Origin of the sequence: Pelagibius marinus (assembly GCF_014925385.1) — a bacterium.
In the GTDB taxonomy this organism is placed as follows: domain Bacteria; phylum Pseudomonadota; class Alphaproteobacteria; order Kiloniellales; family Kiloniellaceae; genus Pelagibius; species Pelagibius marinus.
Genome location: NZ_JACSDK010000017.1, coordinates 159,158 through 174,810, shown reverse-complemented (window position 1 = coordinate 174,810; position 15,653 = coordinate 159,158). Strand labels below are relative to the sequence as shown.

General features: G+C 65.7%; 15 protein-coding genes. 10 read left to right on the top strand and 5 right to left on the bottom strand.

Annotated features, from left to right (window positions below; all coding sequences use genetic code 11):
* Positions 1-5: 5 nt before the first annotated feature.
* Positions 6-701, bottom strand: coding sequence for a glutathione binding-like protein (locus H7X47_RS21890; protein ID WP_193370892.1), 696 nt, complete (start codon positions 699-701; stop codon positions 6-8).
* A 166-nt stretch (positions 702-867) separates the two neighbouring features.
* Here H7X47_RS21890 and H7X47_RS21885 point away from each other — a divergent pair, with 166 nt between their 5' ends.
* Positions 868-1,548 carry a cupin domain-containing protein gene (locus H7X47_RS21885; RefSeq protein WP_193370891.1) on the top strand — a complete coding sequence of 227 codons (681 nt, stop codon included), beginning with the start codon at positions 868-870 and terminating at the stop codon, positions 1,546-1,548.
* A gap of 149 nt (positions 1,549-1,697) precedes the next feature.
* Complete coding sequence (locus tag H7X47_RS21880; RefSeq protein ID WP_193370890.1) at positions 1,698-2,864, top strand: DUF2336 domain-containing protein; 1,167 nt, start codon at positions 1,698-1,700, stop codon at positions 2,862-2,864.
* Positions 2,865-2,988: 124 nt separating this feature from the next.
* Here H7X47_RS21880 and gatB read toward each other — a convergent pair whose 3' ends face one another.
* Genes gatB through gatC form a run of 4 tightly spaced genes read right to left on the bottom strand, consistent with a single transcriptional unit; the run spans position 2,989 to position 6,705 of the window.
* On the bottom strand, positions 2,989-4,440 hold the full coding sequence (gene gatB, locus H7X47_RS21875; protein ID WP_193370889.1) for an Asp-tRNA(Asn)/Glu-tRNA(Gln) amidotransferase subunit GatB: 1,452 nt from the start codon (positions 4,438-4,440) through the stop codon (positions 2,989-2,991).
* 24 nt (positions 4,441-4,464) lie between these two features.
* Positions 4,465-4,935, bottom strand: a complete 471-nt coding sequence (locus H7X47_RS21870) for a GNAT family N-acetyltransferase (protein ID WP_193370888.1) — start codon at positions 4,933-4,935, stop codon at positions 4,465-4,467.
* Positions 4,936-4,939: 4 nt separating this feature from the next.
* The gene (gene gatA, locus H7X47_RS21865) at positions 4,940-6,418 is read right to left on the bottom strand and encodes an Asp-tRNA(Asn)/Glu-tRNA(Gln) amidotransferase subunit GatA (RefSeq protein WP_193370954.1); all 1,479 of its coding nucleotides are present in this window, start codon (positions 6,416-6,418) and stop codon (positions 4,940-4,942) included.
* The gene (gatC, locus tag H7X47_RS21860; protein ID WP_193370887.1) at positions 6,418-6,705 is read right to left on the bottom strand and encodes an Asp-tRNA(Asn)/Glu-tRNA(Gln) amidotransferase subunit GatC; all 288 of its coding nucleotides are present in this window, start codon (positions 6,703-6,705) and stop codon (positions 6,418-6,420) included. Before gatC ends, gatA begins: the two co-directional genes overlap by 1 nt.
* A 187-nt stretch (positions 6,706-6,892) precedes the next feature.
* On the opposite strand from gatC, the gene ruvX reads away from it, so the two are divergent.
* The 8 genes from ruvX to dprA all read left to right on the top strand — a co-directional run bounded on the left by ruvX (position 6,893) and on the right by dprA (position 15,645).
* Positions 6,893-7,372 (top strand): Holliday junction resolvase RuvX, encoded by a 480-nt coding sequence (gene ruvX, locus H7X47_RS21855; RefSeq protein WP_193370886.1) that lies wholly within the window; start codon positions 6,893-6,895, stop codon positions 7,370-7,372.
* A gap of 5 nt (positions 7,373-7,377) precedes the next feature.
* Positions 7,378-8,301, top strand: coding sequence for an AEC family transporter (locus H7X47_RS21850; protein WP_193370885.1), 924 nt, complete (start codon positions 7,378-7,380; stop codon positions 8,299-8,301).
* A gap of 135 nt (positions 8,302-8,436) precedes the next feature.
* On the top strand, positions 8,437-9,654 hold the full coding sequence (locus H7X47_RS21845) for a CaiB/BaiF CoA transferase family protein (protein ID WP_193370884.1): 1,218 nt from the start codon (positions 8,437-8,439) through the stop codon (positions 9,652-9,654).
* 82 nt (positions 9,655-9,736) lie between these two features.
* Positions 9,737-10,729, top strand: coding sequence for an aspartate carbamoyltransferase catalytic subunit (locus H7X47_RS21840; RefSeq protein WP_193370883.1), 993 nt, complete (start codon positions 9,737-9,739; stop codon positions 10,727-10,729).
* 10 nt (positions 10,730-10,739) lie between these two features.
* Positions 10,740-12,044, top strand: a complete 1,305-nt coding sequence (gene pyrC, locus H7X47_RS21835) for a dihydroorotase (protein ID WP_319633658.1) — start codon at positions 10,740-10,742, stop codon at positions 12,042-12,044.
* Between the two features lie 17 nt (positions 12,045-12,061).
* Complete coding sequence (gene plsY, locus H7X47_RS21830) at positions 12,062-12,682, top strand: glycerol-3-phosphate 1-O-acyltransferase PlsY (RefSeq protein WP_193370881.1); 621 nt, start codon at positions 12,062-12,064, stop codon at positions 12,680-12,682.
* Positions 12,683-12,877: 195 nt separating this feature from the next.
* On the top strand, positions 12,878-14,212 hold the full coding sequence (locus tag H7X47_RS21825) for an SNIPE associated domain-containing protein (protein ID WP_319633657.1): 1,335 nt from the start codon (positions 12,878-12,880) through the stop codon (positions 14,210-14,212).
* A 290-nt stretch (positions 14,213-14,502) separates the two neighbouring features.
* Entirely contained in the window at positions 14,503-15,645 is a 1,143-nt protein-coding gene (gene dprA, locus H7X47_RS21820; protein WP_193370880.1) for a DNA-processing protein DprA, read from the top strand.
* The last annotated feature ends 8 nt before the right edge of the window (positions 15,646-15,653 follow it).

Sequence of the window (15,653 nt, the reverse complement as noted above, 5' to 3'; positions counted from 1 at the left end):
CCTGGTTAGTGCCGGGCGTACTGCGTGGCGCCGAAAAGGATCTCCTTGGCCTTGGCGTCGAAGCCTTCCGTGCGCCGGTCGGCCAGCACCTCCACGCCGCGCTCGACGGCCGGACGCTCGGCGATCTCCTCGAACCAGCGCTGGAAGTTGGGGTAGTCGGCGCGCTCGACGCCCTGGCGTTCGGGGAAGCGGGTCCACGGCCAGGCCGCGATATCGGCGATCGAGTATTCCTCGCCGGCCAGGAAGCGCGCCTCGCTGAGCCGCTTGTCCAGAACGCCGTACAGACGGTTGGACTCGTTGGTGTAGCGCTTGACCGCGTAGTCGATCTGCTCAGGCGCGTACTGGCGGAAATGGTGCGCCTGGCCCAGCATCGGGCCCAGGCCGCCCATCTGCCACATCAGCCATTGCAACGCCGTGTAGCGCCCGCGGGCGTCGGCAGGCAGCAGCTTGCCGGTCTTTTCAGCCAGATAGATGAGGATGGCGCCGCTTTCGAAAACGGAGATCGGCTTGCCGTCCGGCCCTTCCGGATCGACAATGGCCGGCATCTTGTTGTTGGGGCTGATCTTCAGGAATTCGGGGTCGAACTGATCGCCTGCTGTGATGTTGATCGCATGCACGTTGTAAGGAAGCGCCAGCTCCTCCAACATGATGTGCACCTTGTGGCCATTTGGCGTTGCCCAGGAATACAGTTCGATGGTCATCCGGATCTCCCTCGCCCCAATCAATGGCGGTTTCTCGCCGCCGCACCATGCACAAATGCGGGCAAGGGGAACAGATTGCAAGGGGACCAAGGACCACTTGCAGATCAAGCTCTCGTGACCTATCTAGCATCTACCTACCTAGAGGTAGATAACGGGAGGAAGCAGAATGAGCGACAGCCTCAACGCTGATTTCAGACGCCCCGCCGCCATGGACACGGCGAAGATGGAATGGCAGGCGAGTCCCAGTCCCACGGTGTGGCGCAAGCGCCTGGACCTGGTCGACGGCGAGTTCAGCCGCGTCACCTCGGTCGTGCGCTATGACGCGGACTCCGCCTTCCATGAGCACGGGCATCCGCAGGGCGAGGAGATCCTGGTTCTCGACGGCGTCTTCTCCGACGAGCACGGTGACTACCCCGTCGGCACCTTTCTTCTGAATCCCCCGGGCTTCCGCCACGCGCCTTTCTCCAAGGACGGCTGCATCATCTTCGTGAAGCTTTGCCAGTTTCCCGGTGACGACCGCGAACACGTGGTCGTCGATACCACGCAGGCCGAATGGCGGGGCGCGGGCCCCGGCGTCGAGGTCCTTCCGCTCTATCACGACGACCACTATCCGGAAGACATCACCATGCTACGCCTCGCCGGGGGCACAAACCTGCCCGCCGACTACATCGACGCATCGGCCGCGGCAAAGGGCTTGGAGATCTTTGTCGTCTCCGGGGAACTGAAGGAAGGCGATGATCGATACGGTGCCGGCGCCTGGCTGCGCGAACCCAGCGGGACCGACCGCGGCTTCGTCGCCGCGGCGGACACCACGCTCTACCTGAAGCGCAACCACCTGTCAGCCTAACCTGTGGCGCAGCGTTACCTAAAAATTGAGGCAAAAGTCGATTACACTTCAAATAAAACTATATAAATATAGAAACGATACTTTTTGTCGTCGGTAAAGGTTTCGTTTATCATTTCACTATTGATAAACCTTATTTGGCCGATACGACGATGTCTCTCGCAAGCGCCGCTCCCAAGCCCAAAGAGCGCAGTAAACCGGCCGCCAAGCCCCGCGGGCGCGGCGAGCTGATTTACGCCCGCTGGGGCACTTGCCGGCCCCAGCTGGCCGCCGGACTGGGCAAGGCCATGGCACGCGGCGAGCTGACGGCGGAGGAAAAGGCGGTCGCGGTAGAGGTCCTCAAGACTCTCATCCGAGACACCGAGTTAGAGGTGCGCCGCACCCTGGCCGAGCACATCAAGTCCAGCCCCCTCCTGCCCAGCGACATCGCCCTGCGGCTGGCGCAGGACGTCGAGGCGGTCGCCATTCCGATTCTTCAGAGCTCGCCGGTTCTGACCGACGACGACCTCCTCTCGATCATTTCCGACGGCAACCCGGTAAAGCAGCGCGCCATCGCCGGGCGCGAGGCGCTCAGCGAGGCGGTCTCCGGCGCCCTGATCGGTACCGGCCAAAAGACCGTCATCGAGATTCTGCTGGCCAACGACGGTGCCCAGATTTCCAATGAGTCCTACCGCAGCCTGCTCGACGCCTTCGGCGCCGACACCACCGTGCAGGAGCTGCTGGTCGAGCGCCCGGTGCTGCCCTTCGCGGTGAAGGAGCGACTGGTTCACCTGGTGTCCAAGGCGCTTCAGGCCAGAATCATCCAGAAGCATGCCCTGCCGCCTGCCCTGGTCGAGCAGCTCGGCCAGCACGGGCGTGAGCGGGCCCTGTTGCAGAACCTCGCGGCCCTGAAGGGCGGCCGGGAAATCGAAGCGGCGGTCGCCCGTCTTGCTCGCACCAAGGGCCTGACGCCGACCCTGCTGCTACGCGTGCTCTCCGCCGGCCTGCTGGAGTTCTTCAGCGCCGGCATGGCGGCCCTTGCCCGCGTCCCCAGCGCCAACGCGCAGAATGCCCTGCGCAAGGCCGGCACGCCGGCACTCAACAGCCTCTATGCGCGCGCCCAGCTGCCGGCGCAGCTACAGCCGGCTTTTCAGATCATGCTGGAGGAAGTGCTGGAGCGCCGGCGCGCCGGCCACAACGGGACGCAGCCCGAGATGGAGCAGCGCATCATCTCCAACCTGGTGCAGAGCTACCGCCGGATCAGCCCCGACAGCCTCGAGAGCGTGATCTACCAGCTCGGCCGCCTCAAGGCCGACGATCCCGACGCCCTGCGCGCCTAGAGCAGCTTGCGTCCAAGCGGACGCGGACAAGTTGCTCTAACCCTCTAGGAGTGAGCAATTTATCCTCGATCAGGTGAGTCCACCTGATCGAGGATTGATCTCGCAGCGCCGAACCGGCAAGGCGTCAGCCCAGCTTCTTGCGCAGCACTTCGTTGACCATGCCGGGGTTGGCCTTGCCCTGGGTCATCTTCATCACCTGGCCGACGAACCAGCCGAGGATCTTCTCGTTGCCGCCCTTGAACTGTTCGACCTGCTTCGGATTGTTGGCAATGATCTCCTCGACCATTCCCTCGATCTCCGAAGAATCGCTGATCTGCTTCAGGCCCTTGGCCTCGACGATGGCCCCGGCGTCCTGACCGCTGTCCCACATCTCCTCGAAGACTTCCTTGGCGATGCGCCCGGAGATCGTCCCGTCGGCGATAAGATCCAGCAGGCCGCCCAGCTTCTTGGCGTCGACCGGCGCGCTTTCCAGGTCCGCGCCGCTCTTATTGAGGGCCCCGAAGTAGTCGCCGATCACCCAGTTGGCCGCCAGCTTCGGGTCGCGCCCTTCGGCCACCGTCTCATAGAAGGCGGCGGTGTCACGGTCGGCGACCAGCACCCCGGCGTCGTAGATCGGCAGGCCGAAGTCCTTCACGAAGCGCGCCTTCTTTTCGTCCGGCAGTTCCGGGAGGCTGACCTTGATAGTCTCTACCCAGGCGGGGTCCAGCTCCAGCGGCAGCAGGTCGGGATCGGGGAAGTAGCGGTAGTCGTGCGCTTCTTCCTTTGAGCGCATGGAGCGCGACTTGCCGGTCATGCCGTCGAAGAGGCGCGTCTCCTGCACGATCTCGCCGCCGGCTTCCAGAACCTCGATCTGCCGTCTGGCCTCCTGCTCGATGGCCTGTTGCACGAAGCGGATGGAGTTGACGTTCTTGGTCTCCGTGCGCGTCCCCATCGGCTCGCCCGGGCGGCGCATCGAGAGGTTCACGTCGGCGCGCATCGAACCTTCGTCCATGTTGCCGTCGCAGGTGCCGAGGTAGCGCAGGATGGTGCGCAGCTTGCGCAGGTAGGCGCCCGCCTCCTCCGCCGAGCGCATGTCCGGCTTGGAGACGATCTCCATCAGCGCCACGCCCGAGCGGTTCAGGTCGATGTAGGACTGCGTCGGATGCTGGTCGTGGATCGACTTGCCGGCGTCCTGCTCCAGGTGCAGGCGCTCGATGCCGACCTCGCGGGTCTCGCCGTCCTCCAGATCCAGGATGATGGTGCCTTCGCCGACGATGGGCTCCAGGTACTGGGAAATCTGATAGCCCTGCGGCAGATCGGCGTAGAAGTAGTTCTTACGCTCGAAGACCGAGGTCAGGTTGATCTGCGCCTTGAGGCCCAGTCCGGTGCGCACCGCCTGCTCGACCACGTACTTGTTCAGCACCGGCAGCATGCCCGGCATGGCCGCGTCGACCAGGGAGACCTGGCTGTTGGGCTCCGCTCCGAAGGCCGTGGAGGCCCCCGAGAACAGCTTTGATTTGGAGATCACCTGGGCATGGACCTCCAGCCCGATGACCATCTCCCACTCGCCCGTCTTGCCTTTGATCGTCGTTGCCATCTTCTCTTCTCCGCAACCGGCTCTTCAAAGAGCCCGCTCGTAAATAATCCGTCCCGTATCCACAAAGCCCCGCGCCTTGTACCAGGGCGCCAGATCGTCTTTGGCCTGTGCGTGCGGCGTCAGTACGATCTCCAGGTCGCTGCAGCCCCGCGCCTTCGCCCAGGCGACCGCCGCTTCGACCAACGCCGAAGCGACGCCGCGACAGCGCCAGGCCGGATCGACGAAGAGGTCCTCCAGCTCCGCATAGAGCCCGACCTCCAGGCCGAAGGCGCTGCTCATCGCCGCCGCGCCCACCGCCACGCCGTCGATCCGCGCCACCAGGGCGTCGGTATCGTCGCGTGACAGAATCCGGCGCAGGTTCGTCGCGACACCATCGACTGCCGCGCCAAAGCCTTCCTCGCGGTAAAATCGCTGGAACAGCACCAGCAGGTCGTCGAAGTCCGCCGGCTCGGCCAGCCGGACCTCAAGACCCGCGATGGCTGCGCCCGCCGCCATTGCCCTATGCCGCCAGGAAGGCCGGCGTCGCGTCGAAACCCGCCGCCTCTTCCAGCACGCCGCCGACCTTGAACACCGTCTCCTCGTCGAAGGCCTTGCCCAGCAGCTGCAGGCCCAGCGGCAGACCGTCCTGGGACAGGCCCGCCGGGACCGAGATGCCCGGCAGCCCGGCCAGCGAGGCCGGCACGGTGAAGACGTCGTTCAGGTACATGGCGATTGGGTCGTCCATCTTGTCGCCCATGCCGAAGGCCGCCGAGGGCGCCGTCGGCGTCAGGATCGCGTCGACCTTTTCGTAAGCCTGAGCGAAATCCCGCGCGATGAGGCTGCGCACCTTGCGCGCCTTGTTGTAGTAGGCGTCATAGTAGCCGGCCGACAACACATAGGTGCCGATCAGGATGCGGCGCTGCACCTCCATCCCGAAGCCCTTGCCGCGCGTCGCCTCGTACATCTCGTCCAGGCTGCCGTCGGCGCCTTCGCGCAGGCCATAGCGCACGCCGTCGTAGCGCGCCAGGTTTGAGGAGGCCTCCGCCGGCGCGATGATGTAATAGGTCGGCAGCGCGTAGTGCGTATGCGGCAGCGAGATCTCCATGACCTCGGCCCCGGCCTCTTCCAGCCACTTGATGCCCTGCAGCCACAGCTGGTCGATCTCCGCCGGCATGCCGTCGATCCGGTATTCCTTGGGAATGCCGATCTTCATGCCCTTGATGTCGCCGCTCAGCGCGGCTTCGTAATTCGGCACCGGCACGTTGACCGAGGTCGAGTCCTTGGCGTCGTAGCCGGCCATGGCCTCCAGCATGATCGCCGTGTCACGCACCGTGCGCCCCATCGGCCCCGCCTGGTCGAGCGAGGACGCGAAGGCGACGATGCCCCAGCGCGAGCAGCGCCCGTAGGTCGGCTTCATGCCGACGATGCCGCAGAAGGCCGCCGGCTGGCGGATCGAGCCGCCGGTATCCGTGCCCGTGGCGCCCAGGGCGCAGCGCGCCGCAACCGCGGCGGCCGAACCGCCGGAGGAGCCGCCGGGCACCAGCGGGCGGTTGTCGCCGGACTTGCGCCAGGGGTTCTCCACCCCGCCGTAGTGGCTGGTCATGTTGGAGGAGCCCATGGCGAACTCGTCCAGGTTGGTCTTGCCCAGCAGCACCGCGCCCGCGTTCCACATGTTCCGGCTCACCGTCGACTCATAGGTCGGGTGGAAGCCGTCCAGGATGTGGGAGGCCGCGGTGGTCAGCACGCCCTCGGTGCAGAACAGGTCCTTCATACCGATCGGCAGGCCTTCCAGCACGCCGGCCTCGCCCGCCTTGCGCCGCTTGTCGGAGGCCTCGGCCATCTGCAGCGCCTTCTCAGGCGTCTCGGTGATGAAGGCGTTGAGCGAGCGCGCCGCCTCGACCGCGGCGATATGGGCCTCGGTCAGCTCCTTGGAGGAGGTCTCGCCCTTGGCCAGCAGGTCGCGCGCCTCGGCGATGGTGAGGTTGGTCAGCTCGCTCATCATTCCACCACCTTCGGCACGGCGTAGAAGCCATGGGCGCCCTCGGGTGCGTTGGCCGTCACCTTGTCGGGGTAGCCGCCGTCGGTCACCTCGTCCTCGCGCAGCGGCAGCTTCATCGAGACCACGGAGGTCATGGGCTCCACGCCCTCGGTGTCCAGCTCGGAAAGCTGCTCGATCCAGCCCAGGATGTTGGACAATTCCTTGGCCAGCGATTCCTTGTGGCTCTCGTCGACGCGAACGCGCGCCAGTCTCGCGATATTCGCGACAGTTTCCTTGTCGACCGACATCGGCCTCAACCCTCATTTCCGGAAAGTGCTCCGCCCCGCCGCTGCGGTTGCCGGAGCGATCAAAAACCGCCGGAACCTAGCACCGGCCCCCGGAAGCCGCAAGATTGGGGCTCCTTGCCGCCCCGCCGGGGGCTGCCTATAAGGGGTTGTTTTTCCTGATCCGGGCCGAAAGAGGATTTCACGCTCGATGGACCTCGCCGTCACAGATCTGGCCGAGCGGCTGAAGCCGGGCGAGCGCTTGCTGGGCCTCGACCCCGGGACCAAGACCATCGGGCTGGCGATCTCCGATTCGGCGCTCAGGGTGGCCTCGCCCCTGGAGACCATCAAGCGCGGCAAGTTCACCCAGGATGCCGAGCGCCTGGCGGCGGTCTGCAAGAATTACAGGATCGGTGGCCTGGTCATCGGCCTGCCGGTGAACATGGACGGCTCCGAGGGGCCGCGCTGCCAGTCGGTCCGCGCCCTGGCCCGCAACCTGGCGGAGAAGGCCGGCTTCACCCAGCCCATCGCCTTCTGGGACGAACGCCTCTCCACCGCGGCCGTGGAGCGCTTCCTGGTGGACGAGGCCGACATGACCCGCAAGCGACGCGGCGAGGTGGTCGACAAGATGGCCGCCGCCTACATCCTGCAGGGCGCCCTCGACGCCATCTCACGGCAGCGGCAGAGCTAGGCCCCATGCAGGCTCTCGCCACCGCCGTCCTGCCGGTCTTCCTGCTGATCCTGCTGGGCTACGTCATCCGGCGGCGTGGCTGGCTTCCCGCCGGCTTCTGGGAACCGGCCGAGCGCCTCACCTACCTCTTCCTGCTGCCGGCGCTGCTCGCCACCACCCTCGCCCGCGCCGACTTCTCGGCCCTGCCCGCCGCCGCCATGGCCGGCGCCGTCGTCCTGGCCATCGCCGCCATGTCCGCCCTGCTGGTCGCCTTCCAGCTCGTCACCCGGAAGAACGGCCCGGCCGTCACCGCCGTGCTGCAAACCTCGATCCGGCCCAACACCTACATCGGCCTCTCCATTCCCTTCGCCCTCTACGGCGAGCCCGGCCTCGCCATCGCCGCCCTCATCGTCGCCGTCGTGGTGCCGACAGTGAATGTCGTCTGCATTGCCGCCCTTCTGCGCTTCGGCGACCGTGCGGCGGGAGCGTCGGGATCCGGGCCGGGCCTTGTCCAGGCCATGATGAAGAACCCGCTGATCCTCGCCTGCCTTCTGGGGCTGGCGCTGAACTTCAGCGGCTTAGGCCTGCCGCCGGTGGCCGGCGAGACCCTCACCATCCTGGCCCGCGCCGCCCTGCCCCTGGCCCTGCTGGCGGTCGGCGCCGGGCTCGATTTCGGCGCCGCCCGGACCAGCGGCGGCTGGGTGGTCTCCGCCGTCGCGCTGAAGCTGGCGGGGCTGCCGCTGCTGACCGCCGGCTTCTGCCTGTTGCTGGGCGTCCACGGCCTGCCGCTCACCGTCGCCGTCATCTTCAACGCCCTGCCCGCCGCCACCTCCTCCTACATCCTGGCCCGCCAGATGGGCGGTGCGCCGGGGCTGGTCGCCAACATCCTTACCGTGCAGACCCTGGTGGCCGCGGTCACGCTACCGCTGCTGGTGCTCTTCATCGTCTGACACGGCCCGGTGATGCTTCCCGGTCCGGCGGAGCGACCACGCGCGACCCGGCCCTGCGGCGGCGGCACTTGACCGTCCGAGCCCGGACCGGCAAAACCCAGGGCAGCCTATATCGCCGCATAGGATTCTCACCCGATGACCGCCCCGCTTTCCGGCCTCAGGGTCTTTGACCTGACACGCATCCTGGCCGGCCCGACCGCGACCCAGCTTCTGGGCGACCTCGGCGCCGAAGTGATCAAGATCGAACGTCCCGGCCAGGGTGACGACACCCGCAAGTGGGGCCCGCCCTTCGTGCCCGGCCCGGACGGCGAGGACACCACGGAGAGCGCCTACTTCCTCTCCGCCAACCGCAACAAGCGCTCGGTCTCCATCGACATCTCCAAACCCGAGGGCCAGGCGCTCGCCCGCGACCTCATCGGCTTCTGCGACATCCTGGTGGAGAATTTCAAGGTCGGCGGCCTGGCCAAGTACGGCCTGGGCTACGACGACCTGAAGGACCGCCGCCCGGGGCTGATCTACTGCTCGATCACCGGCTTCGGTCAGACCGGCCCCTACGCCCCGCGCGCCGGCTACGACTACCTGGCCCAGGGCATGGGCGGTATCATGAGCCTGACCGGCGAGCCCGAGGGCGAACCGGTGAAGGTGGGCGTGGGCATCGCCGACATCATGTGCGGCATGTACGCGGTCAGCGCCATCCTGGCGGCGCTGCACTACCGCGGCATGACGGGCCTGGGCCAGCACATCGACCTCGGCCTGCTCGACAGCCAGGTGGCCTGGCTGACCTACGAGGGCCTCAACTACCTGACCTCCGGCCAGGTGCCCAAGCGCCAGGGCAGCGAGCACCCCAACATCGTCCCCTATAAGGTGATGCCCTGCGCCGACGGCTACTTCATCCTCGCCGTGGGCAACGACCGCCAGTTCCAGCGCTTCTGCGACTTCGCCGGCTGCCCGGAACTGGCCGAGGATGCGCGCTTCAAAACCAATGCCGACCGGGTGCGCAACCGCGAGGCGCTCTACGAGATCCTGCCGGAGATCACCCGGCATATGACCCAAAAGCACTGGGTCGAGGGCCTCGCCGAGCTGGCGGTGCCGGCCGGCCCGGTGAACACCCTGGATCAGGTCTTCGCCGACCCCCAGGTGCAGGCCCGCGACATGAAGATCTCCATGCCCTACCGCGGCAGCAAGAACGGCAAGGTCGACCTCATCGGCAATCCGATCAAGTTCTCGCAGACGCCGGTGGAGTACCGATTCGCCCCGCCGCGCGCCGGCCAGGACAGCGACGCGGTGCTGGAGGAACTGCTCGGCATGAGCCCGCAGGAACGCGCCCAACTGCGCGGAAAAGGCATCATTTAGGCGACTTACCCACGGCCTTTATCGCGGCGGTGGAAGACTGCCGCTTGCCGCCGGGCAAGGGCGGTGTCATAACACGGCTTTAATGACTTCGACCCACGGCACGACGGCCTCCTACGAAGGCTACCGGCACCGCCACCTCCTCGGTATCGAGGGGCTGACGGCCAGCGAAATCCTCTTTCTTCTCGATCTCTCGGACGGCTACGTCGCCCTCAACCGCGGCGCCGACAAGAAGAAGCATCTCCTCGATGGCCGCACGGTCATCAATCTTTTCTTCGAAAGTTCAACGAGAACGCGCACGTCCTTCGAGTTGGCTGCGAAGCGGCTCGGCGCCGACGTGATCAACATGTCGGTGGCCTGGTCGTCGATCAAGAAGGGCGAAACGCTCATCGACACGGCCATGACGCTGAACGCCATGCACCCCGACGTGCTGGTGGTGCGCCACCCGGATTCCGGCGCCGTGCAACTGCTGGCCGAGAAGATGAACTGCGCCGTCATCAACGGCGGCGACGGCAGCCACGAGCACCCGACCCAGGCCCTGCTCGACGCCCTCACCATCCGCCGCCGCCTGGGCGGCATCGAGGGGCTGCAGGTCGCCATCTGCGGCGACATCGCCCACAGCCGGGTCGCCCGCTCCAACATCCACCTGCTGACCACCCTGGGCGCAAGGGTCCGGCTCATCGCGCCGCCGACGCTGATGCCCGGCCAGATCGACCGCATGGGCGTCGAGACCTTCTCCGACATGCGCAAGGGGCTGAAGGACTGCGACATCGTCATGATGCTGCGCCTGCAGACCGAGCGCATGCAGGGCAGCTACGTACCCTCGACCCGCGAGTACTTCCACTTCTTCGGCCTGGACGGCGAGAAGCTGCAGGCGGCCAAGCCCGACGCGCTGATCATGCATCCGGGGCCGATGAACCGCGGCGTCGAGATCGACAGCGAACTGGCCGACGACATCCACCGCTCGGTAATCCGCGAGCAGGTGGAAATGGGTGTGGCCGTGCGCATGGCCTGCCTCGAGACCCTGAACCACAACCTGCATGCTGAGCGCAGCCGGCAGGAACAGGCTGCCCAATGAGATATCTCCCGTGACCGTCCTTCCGCCCAAGCACCGCACCGCCTACGTCAACGCCCGCCTGCTGGATCCCGCCAGCGGGCTGGACGCCCCCGGCGGCCTGCTGGCCGAGGACGGCAAGATCACCGACCTGGGCGCAGATCTCTTCAAAGACGGCGTGCCCGAGGGCGCGCAGCGGGTGGACTGCGGCGGCGCCTGCCTGGCGCCCGGCCTGGTCGATATGCGCGTGCAGATCCGCGAGCCTGGCGAAGAGCACAAGGAGACCATGGTTACCGCCGGGCGCGCCGCCGCCGCCGGCGGCGTCACCTCCATGGTCGGCCTGCCCAATACCGACCCGGTCATCGACGACGTCGCCGGCGTCGAGTTCATCGCGCGGCGCGCCCGCGAGGCGAAGGGCGTGAAGGTCTACACCTACGCCGCCGTCACCCGGAACCTGGAGGGGAGCGAGCTGACCGAGATGGGTATGCTCGCCGAGAGCGGCGCCGTCGCCTTCACCGACGGCCTGAAGCCGGTCGAGAACGCCCAGGTCATGCGCCGCGCCCTGGCCTACGCCAAGACCTTCGGCCACCTCATCGTGCAGCACCCGGAGGAGCCGAGCCTGGCCGGCGGCGCCATGAACGGCGGCGAGCTGGCCACCCGCCTCGGCCTGCCGGGCATTCCCAAGCTGGCCGAGGTGATGATGATCGAGCGCGACCTGCGCCTGGTGGAGATGACGGGCGGGCGCTACCACGTCGCCCACGTCTCCACCGCCGAAAGCGTGGAGGCGATCCGCCGCGCCAAGGACCGCGGCCTCGACGTCACCTGCGATACCGCCCCCCACTACTTCGCCCTCAACGAGCTGGCTGTCGGCGAGTACCGCACCTTCGCCAAGGTCTCGCCGCCACTGCGCAGCGAGGACGACCGCCTCGCCATCCTGGAGGGCGTCGCCGACGGCACCATCGACGCCATCGCCAGCGACCACAGCCCGCACGACCAGGAATCCAAGCGCCTGCCCTTCGGCCTCGCCGAGCCGGGCATCGTCGGGCTGGAGACCCTGCTGCCGCTGTCCCTGCAGATCTATCACTGGGACAAGTGCGGCCTGCTGGACCTGCTCGCCCACCTGACGGTGAAGCCGGCGCAGATCCTGGGGCTCGACGCCGGCCGCCTGGCCAAGGGCGCGCCCGCCGACCTGATGATCTTCAAGCCGGATCTTTCCTGGAAGATCGAACCCGACAACTTCGAGAGCAAATCCAAGAACAGCCCCTTCGAGGGCCTGCCGGTGCAGGGCCGCGTCATCCGCACCGTGGTCGACGGCCGCGCCCTCTTTGAAGCGGCCTGACGGCCTCGGGGGACGACATGCCCGATCCGATCTCCTGGGAATACGCCTGGCCCTACATCACCGCCGCGCTGATCGGCGGCTACCTCCTGGGCTCGATCCCCTTCGGGCTGGTGCTGACGAAGCTGGCCGGCCTGGGCGACGTGCGCCAGATCGGCTCCGGCAACATCGGCGCCACCAACGTGCTGCGCACCGGCCGCAAGGGCCTGGCCGCCGCCACCCTGCTGCTGGACGGCGGCAAGGGCGCCGCGGCGGTGCTCATCGCCCAGATGTGGGGCCCCGACATGGCCATCACCGCCGGCTTCGGAGCCGTCCTCGGCCACCTCTTCCCGGTCTGGCTGGGCTTCAAAGGCGGCAAGGGCGTGGCCACCACCCTCGGCGTCTTCCTGGCCCTCGACTGGCGCCTCGGCGCCGCCTGCTGCGCCCTCTGGCTGCTGGTGGCCTTCACCACCCGCTACTCCTCCCTGGCCGCCCTGCTGTCCCTCGGCGCCGCCCCGGTGCTGAGCTGGTTCATCCTCGGCGACCTGCAGATGGTCCAGCTGACCGCCCTCCTCGCCCTCCTGGTCTGGCTGCGCCACCACGAGAACATCCGCCGCCTGGTGAAGGGCGAGGAATCCAGGATCGGCCAGAAGAAGGGGTAAGGAACCCTCCCCTCGTTTGAACTGCTCTCTTGGCTGCGGCTAGCACCCGCGGTTGCCCGCTTTGATTTTCCAAAACTCTCGCTATGATTGAAAATCCGGCAGAGAATTGGACATTCGCAGCAGCGCTCAACGACTTCATCTGTTCCTAGCCCGAATGTCTCGGCTTAAGACACAACGCTAGAGAAGGAGAGTTTTGTGCTCGACCCAGGCTCAGCGTCCAATGAATTGACAGCTATCGCAAACACTTATGTTATCGCGATACTGCTGTGGATGCTCCTCCCGCTTGTATTATTCCCGCTCTGGATCTGGGCGCGGATACGTTTACGAAAGTATGCTCCCATAGCTTCTGTTGAATCAGAGGTCGAACGATTGAACCGCGAAGCTGACAACACTAGACGAGACATCGAGGAGGTTCGTTCGACATACAAGGAAAAGCACCAACTGCTAAGAAAGCTCGAGCAGCAGGTTGCGGTCTACGACGAACGTTTGTCCTTTGCGGAACTCGGTGTCTACGAACCCCATTTCGATTTCGGGGACAGTGAAGTTTACAAGAAAAAAATCAAGGAGGCGCGAGAACGTCAAAAAGCAATGGTATCTGCCAAAACCGCGACGAGCTGCCCGACAAACTGGGCCGTAGATGGCAGCAAGTCGAGGGGGCAGACGATGATCAACCGGCAGACACGCCTAACGATGCGTGCCTTTAACAATGAGTGCGAAGCTGCAATAGCAAACACACGTTGGAATAACGTTGTTGCCATGGAGCGGCGCATATTGAATGCGGCCAAGCAGATCAATAACGCCAACTCATCAATGGATCTAGTAATCAACGAAGATTATGTCTTGCTGAAACTTGCAGAACTGCATTTGACGCACGAGCATCGCGAGCAACTGAAAATCGAGAAGGAAGAGCGAGCTGAGCGCGCTCGTGCGGAGAGAGAAGAGAAGAAGTTGCTGGCGGAAGCCCACGCCGCAGAGCGAGAAGAAGAAAGATTCCAGGAGTTGCTAGAAAAAGCGCGCAAGGAGGCCGGAGTGGATGGGAGTCGTATCGCCGAGCTCGAAGCCGCATTGGCGGAGGCCCATGCAAAGACCGAACGAGCTCGCGCAATGGCAGAGATGACCAAATCTGGCTATGTTTACATCATCTCGAATATTGGTTCGTTCGGCGAGGACGTAGTCAAAATCGGTCTGACACGCCGCCTAGAACCCGATGATCGAGTCCGCGAACTTGGTGATGCAAGTGTACCTTTCGGATTCGATACACATGCAATGATATATTCTGAAGAAGCTCCTGCATTGGAGTCCGCACTTCATCAAGAGTTTTCAGACCGTCGCGTCAATGCTGCCAATATGCGTAAAGAGTTCTTCCGAGTCAGTCTCCAACAAATAGAAGACGCCGTAACGCGTCTTGCGCCCAATGCCAGCTTCTTCAAGGACCGCGAGGCACAGGAGTGGCACGAGACACTCGCTCGTCGAAAACAAAGGCTGACCGACATGCAAACAGTATCCGACGAATTTCCGGAAGAAATATAGCTGACTCAATATTCTTCGAAGAATTGTGCAGCGTAGGTTGTTCGCTTGACCGGTGACCTTCCCGACCGAGGTTGGGCACAACCTAGGAGAGTCTGCCGATCCTCACAAACCTGGAAAACCAGCCAAGGTCTTCTTTGTCAATCTCGCCCGCCGGCCGGATTGCTCCCACAAACTTGCCGCCTGTTTACATTCTTAGGAATCCAAAATTGGCAGGAAGAAAGAGTGAGCCCGAGAGGACTCGGCCCGCGAAAGGCTTGACCTCGGCCCCGCGCCACGACGATCTTAGGTCGATGACGGAGAAGGAAACTAAACCTTTAAGCGATGCCGCGCGGCTCGACTGGCTGCGCCTCATCCGCTCGGAAAACGTCGGGCCGGTGGTTTTCCGCCAGTTGCTGGAGCGCTACGGCACCCCGACGGCGGCCCTGGAGGCGCTGCCGGAGCTGGCCCGGCGGGCAGGCGCCAGGCGCAAGATCCGCCTCTGCCCGCCGGCCGAGGCGGAAGCGGAGGCCGAAGCCGCGATCAAGGCCGGCGTGCGCCTCCTCGCCCTCTGCGAGCCCGCCTATCCCGCCCTCCTGCGCGCCCTGGATGATGCCCCGCCGCTGCTCTGCATCCTCGGCGACCCGGCCGTTCTCGCGTTGGATTCCGTGGGCATTGTCGGCGCGCGCAACGCCTCGGCCAACGGCCGCCGCTTCGCCGAGCGCCTGGCCGCCGACATCGCCGCGGCCGGGCTGGCCGTCACCTCCGGCATGGCCCGGGGCATCGACACGGCGGCTCACCGCGGCGCCCTGCCCCGTCCTACGGTGGCGGTGCTGGCCGGCGGCGTCGACATTATATATCCCCCGGAGAATGAGGCCCTCCACGCCGAGATCGCCGAATATGGGGCCATCATCTCCGAGCTGCCCTTGGGCATCGTGCCCCAGGCGCGCCACTTCCCGCGCCGCAACCGGCTGATCTCCGGGCTTTCCCTCGGTGTCGCGGTGGTGGAGGCGGCCAGGCGCTCCGGCTCCCTCATCACCGCGCGTTTCGCCGGCGACCAGGGGCGCGAGGTTTTCGCCGTGCCCGGCTCGCCGCTGGACCCGCGCGCCGCCGGCTGCAACCAGCTGCTGCGCGACGGCGCCACCCTGATCGAATCCGCCGCCGATGTCCTCACCGCCCTCGGCGCCCAGCGGCGGCTGGCAACGCCCCCGCCGCCTGCCGGCGGTGCCGGTTCGGTGGTCACGCCGCCGCCGGAAGCCGCCCCGGCGGAACGCGCGGACATTGAAGAACTGCTCGGCGCGGACCCCATTCTGGTTGATGACCTGGTGCGTCTCAGCGGCCTGCCGATCGCCGTCGTACATGGGGTTTTGCTGGAACTGGAGCTGGCCGGAAAGGTCGAGCGTCACCCCGGCAACCGATTTGCGCGGCTTTACAAAGCCCCTGCCGACCCTTTATGACGGCTAGC

Coding starts and splice junctions, on each gene's coding strand:
- H7X47_RS21890 (WP_193370892.1), bottom strand. CDS start 701: ATGACCATCGAACTGTATTCCTGGGCAACGCCAAATGGCCACAAGGTG.
- H7X47_RS21885 (WP_193370891.1), top strand. CDS start 868: ATGAGCGACAGCCTCAACGCTGATTTCAGACGCCCCGCCGCCATGGAC.
- H7X47_RS21880 (WP_193370890.1), top strand. CDS start 1,698: ATGTCTCTCGCAAGCGCCGCTCCCAAGCCCAAAGAGCGCAGTAAACCG.
- gatB (WP_193370889.1), bottom strand. CDS start 4,440: ATGGCAACGACGATCAAAGGCAAGACGGGCGAGTGGGAGATGGTCATC.
- H7X47_RS21870 (WP_193370888.1), bottom strand. CDS start 4,935: ATGGCGGCGGGCGCAGCCATCGCGGGTCTTGAGGTCCGGCTGGCCGAG.
- gatA (WP_193370954.1), bottom strand. CDS start 6,418: ATGAGCGAGCTGACCAACCTCACCATCGCCGAGGCGCGCGACCTGCTG.
- gatC (WP_193370887.1), bottom strand. CDS start 6,705: ATGTCGGTCGACAAGGAAACTGTCGCGAATATCGCGAGACTGGCGCGC.
- ruvX (WP_193370886.1), top strand. CDS start 6,893: ATGGACCTCGCCGTCACAGATCTGGCCGAGCGGCTGAAGCCGGGCGAG.
- H7X47_RS21850 (WP_193370885.1), top strand. CDS start 7,378: ATGCAGGCTCTCGCCACCGCCGTCCTGCCGGTCTTCCTGCTGATCCTG.
- H7X47_RS21845 (WP_193370884.1), top strand. CDS start 8,437: ATGACCGCCCCGCTTTCCGGCCTCAGGGTCTTTGACCTGACACGCATC.
- H7X47_RS21840 (WP_193370883.1), top strand. CDS start 9,737: ATGACTTCGACCCACGGCACGACGGCCTCCTACGAAGGCTACCGGCAC.
- plsY (WP_193370881.1), top strand. CDS start 12,062: ATGCCCGATCCGATCTCCTGGGAATACGCCTGGCCCTACATCACCGCC.
- dprA (WP_193370880.1), top strand. CDS start 14,503: ATGACGGAGAAGGAAACTAAACCTTTAAGCGATGCCGCGCGGCTCGAC.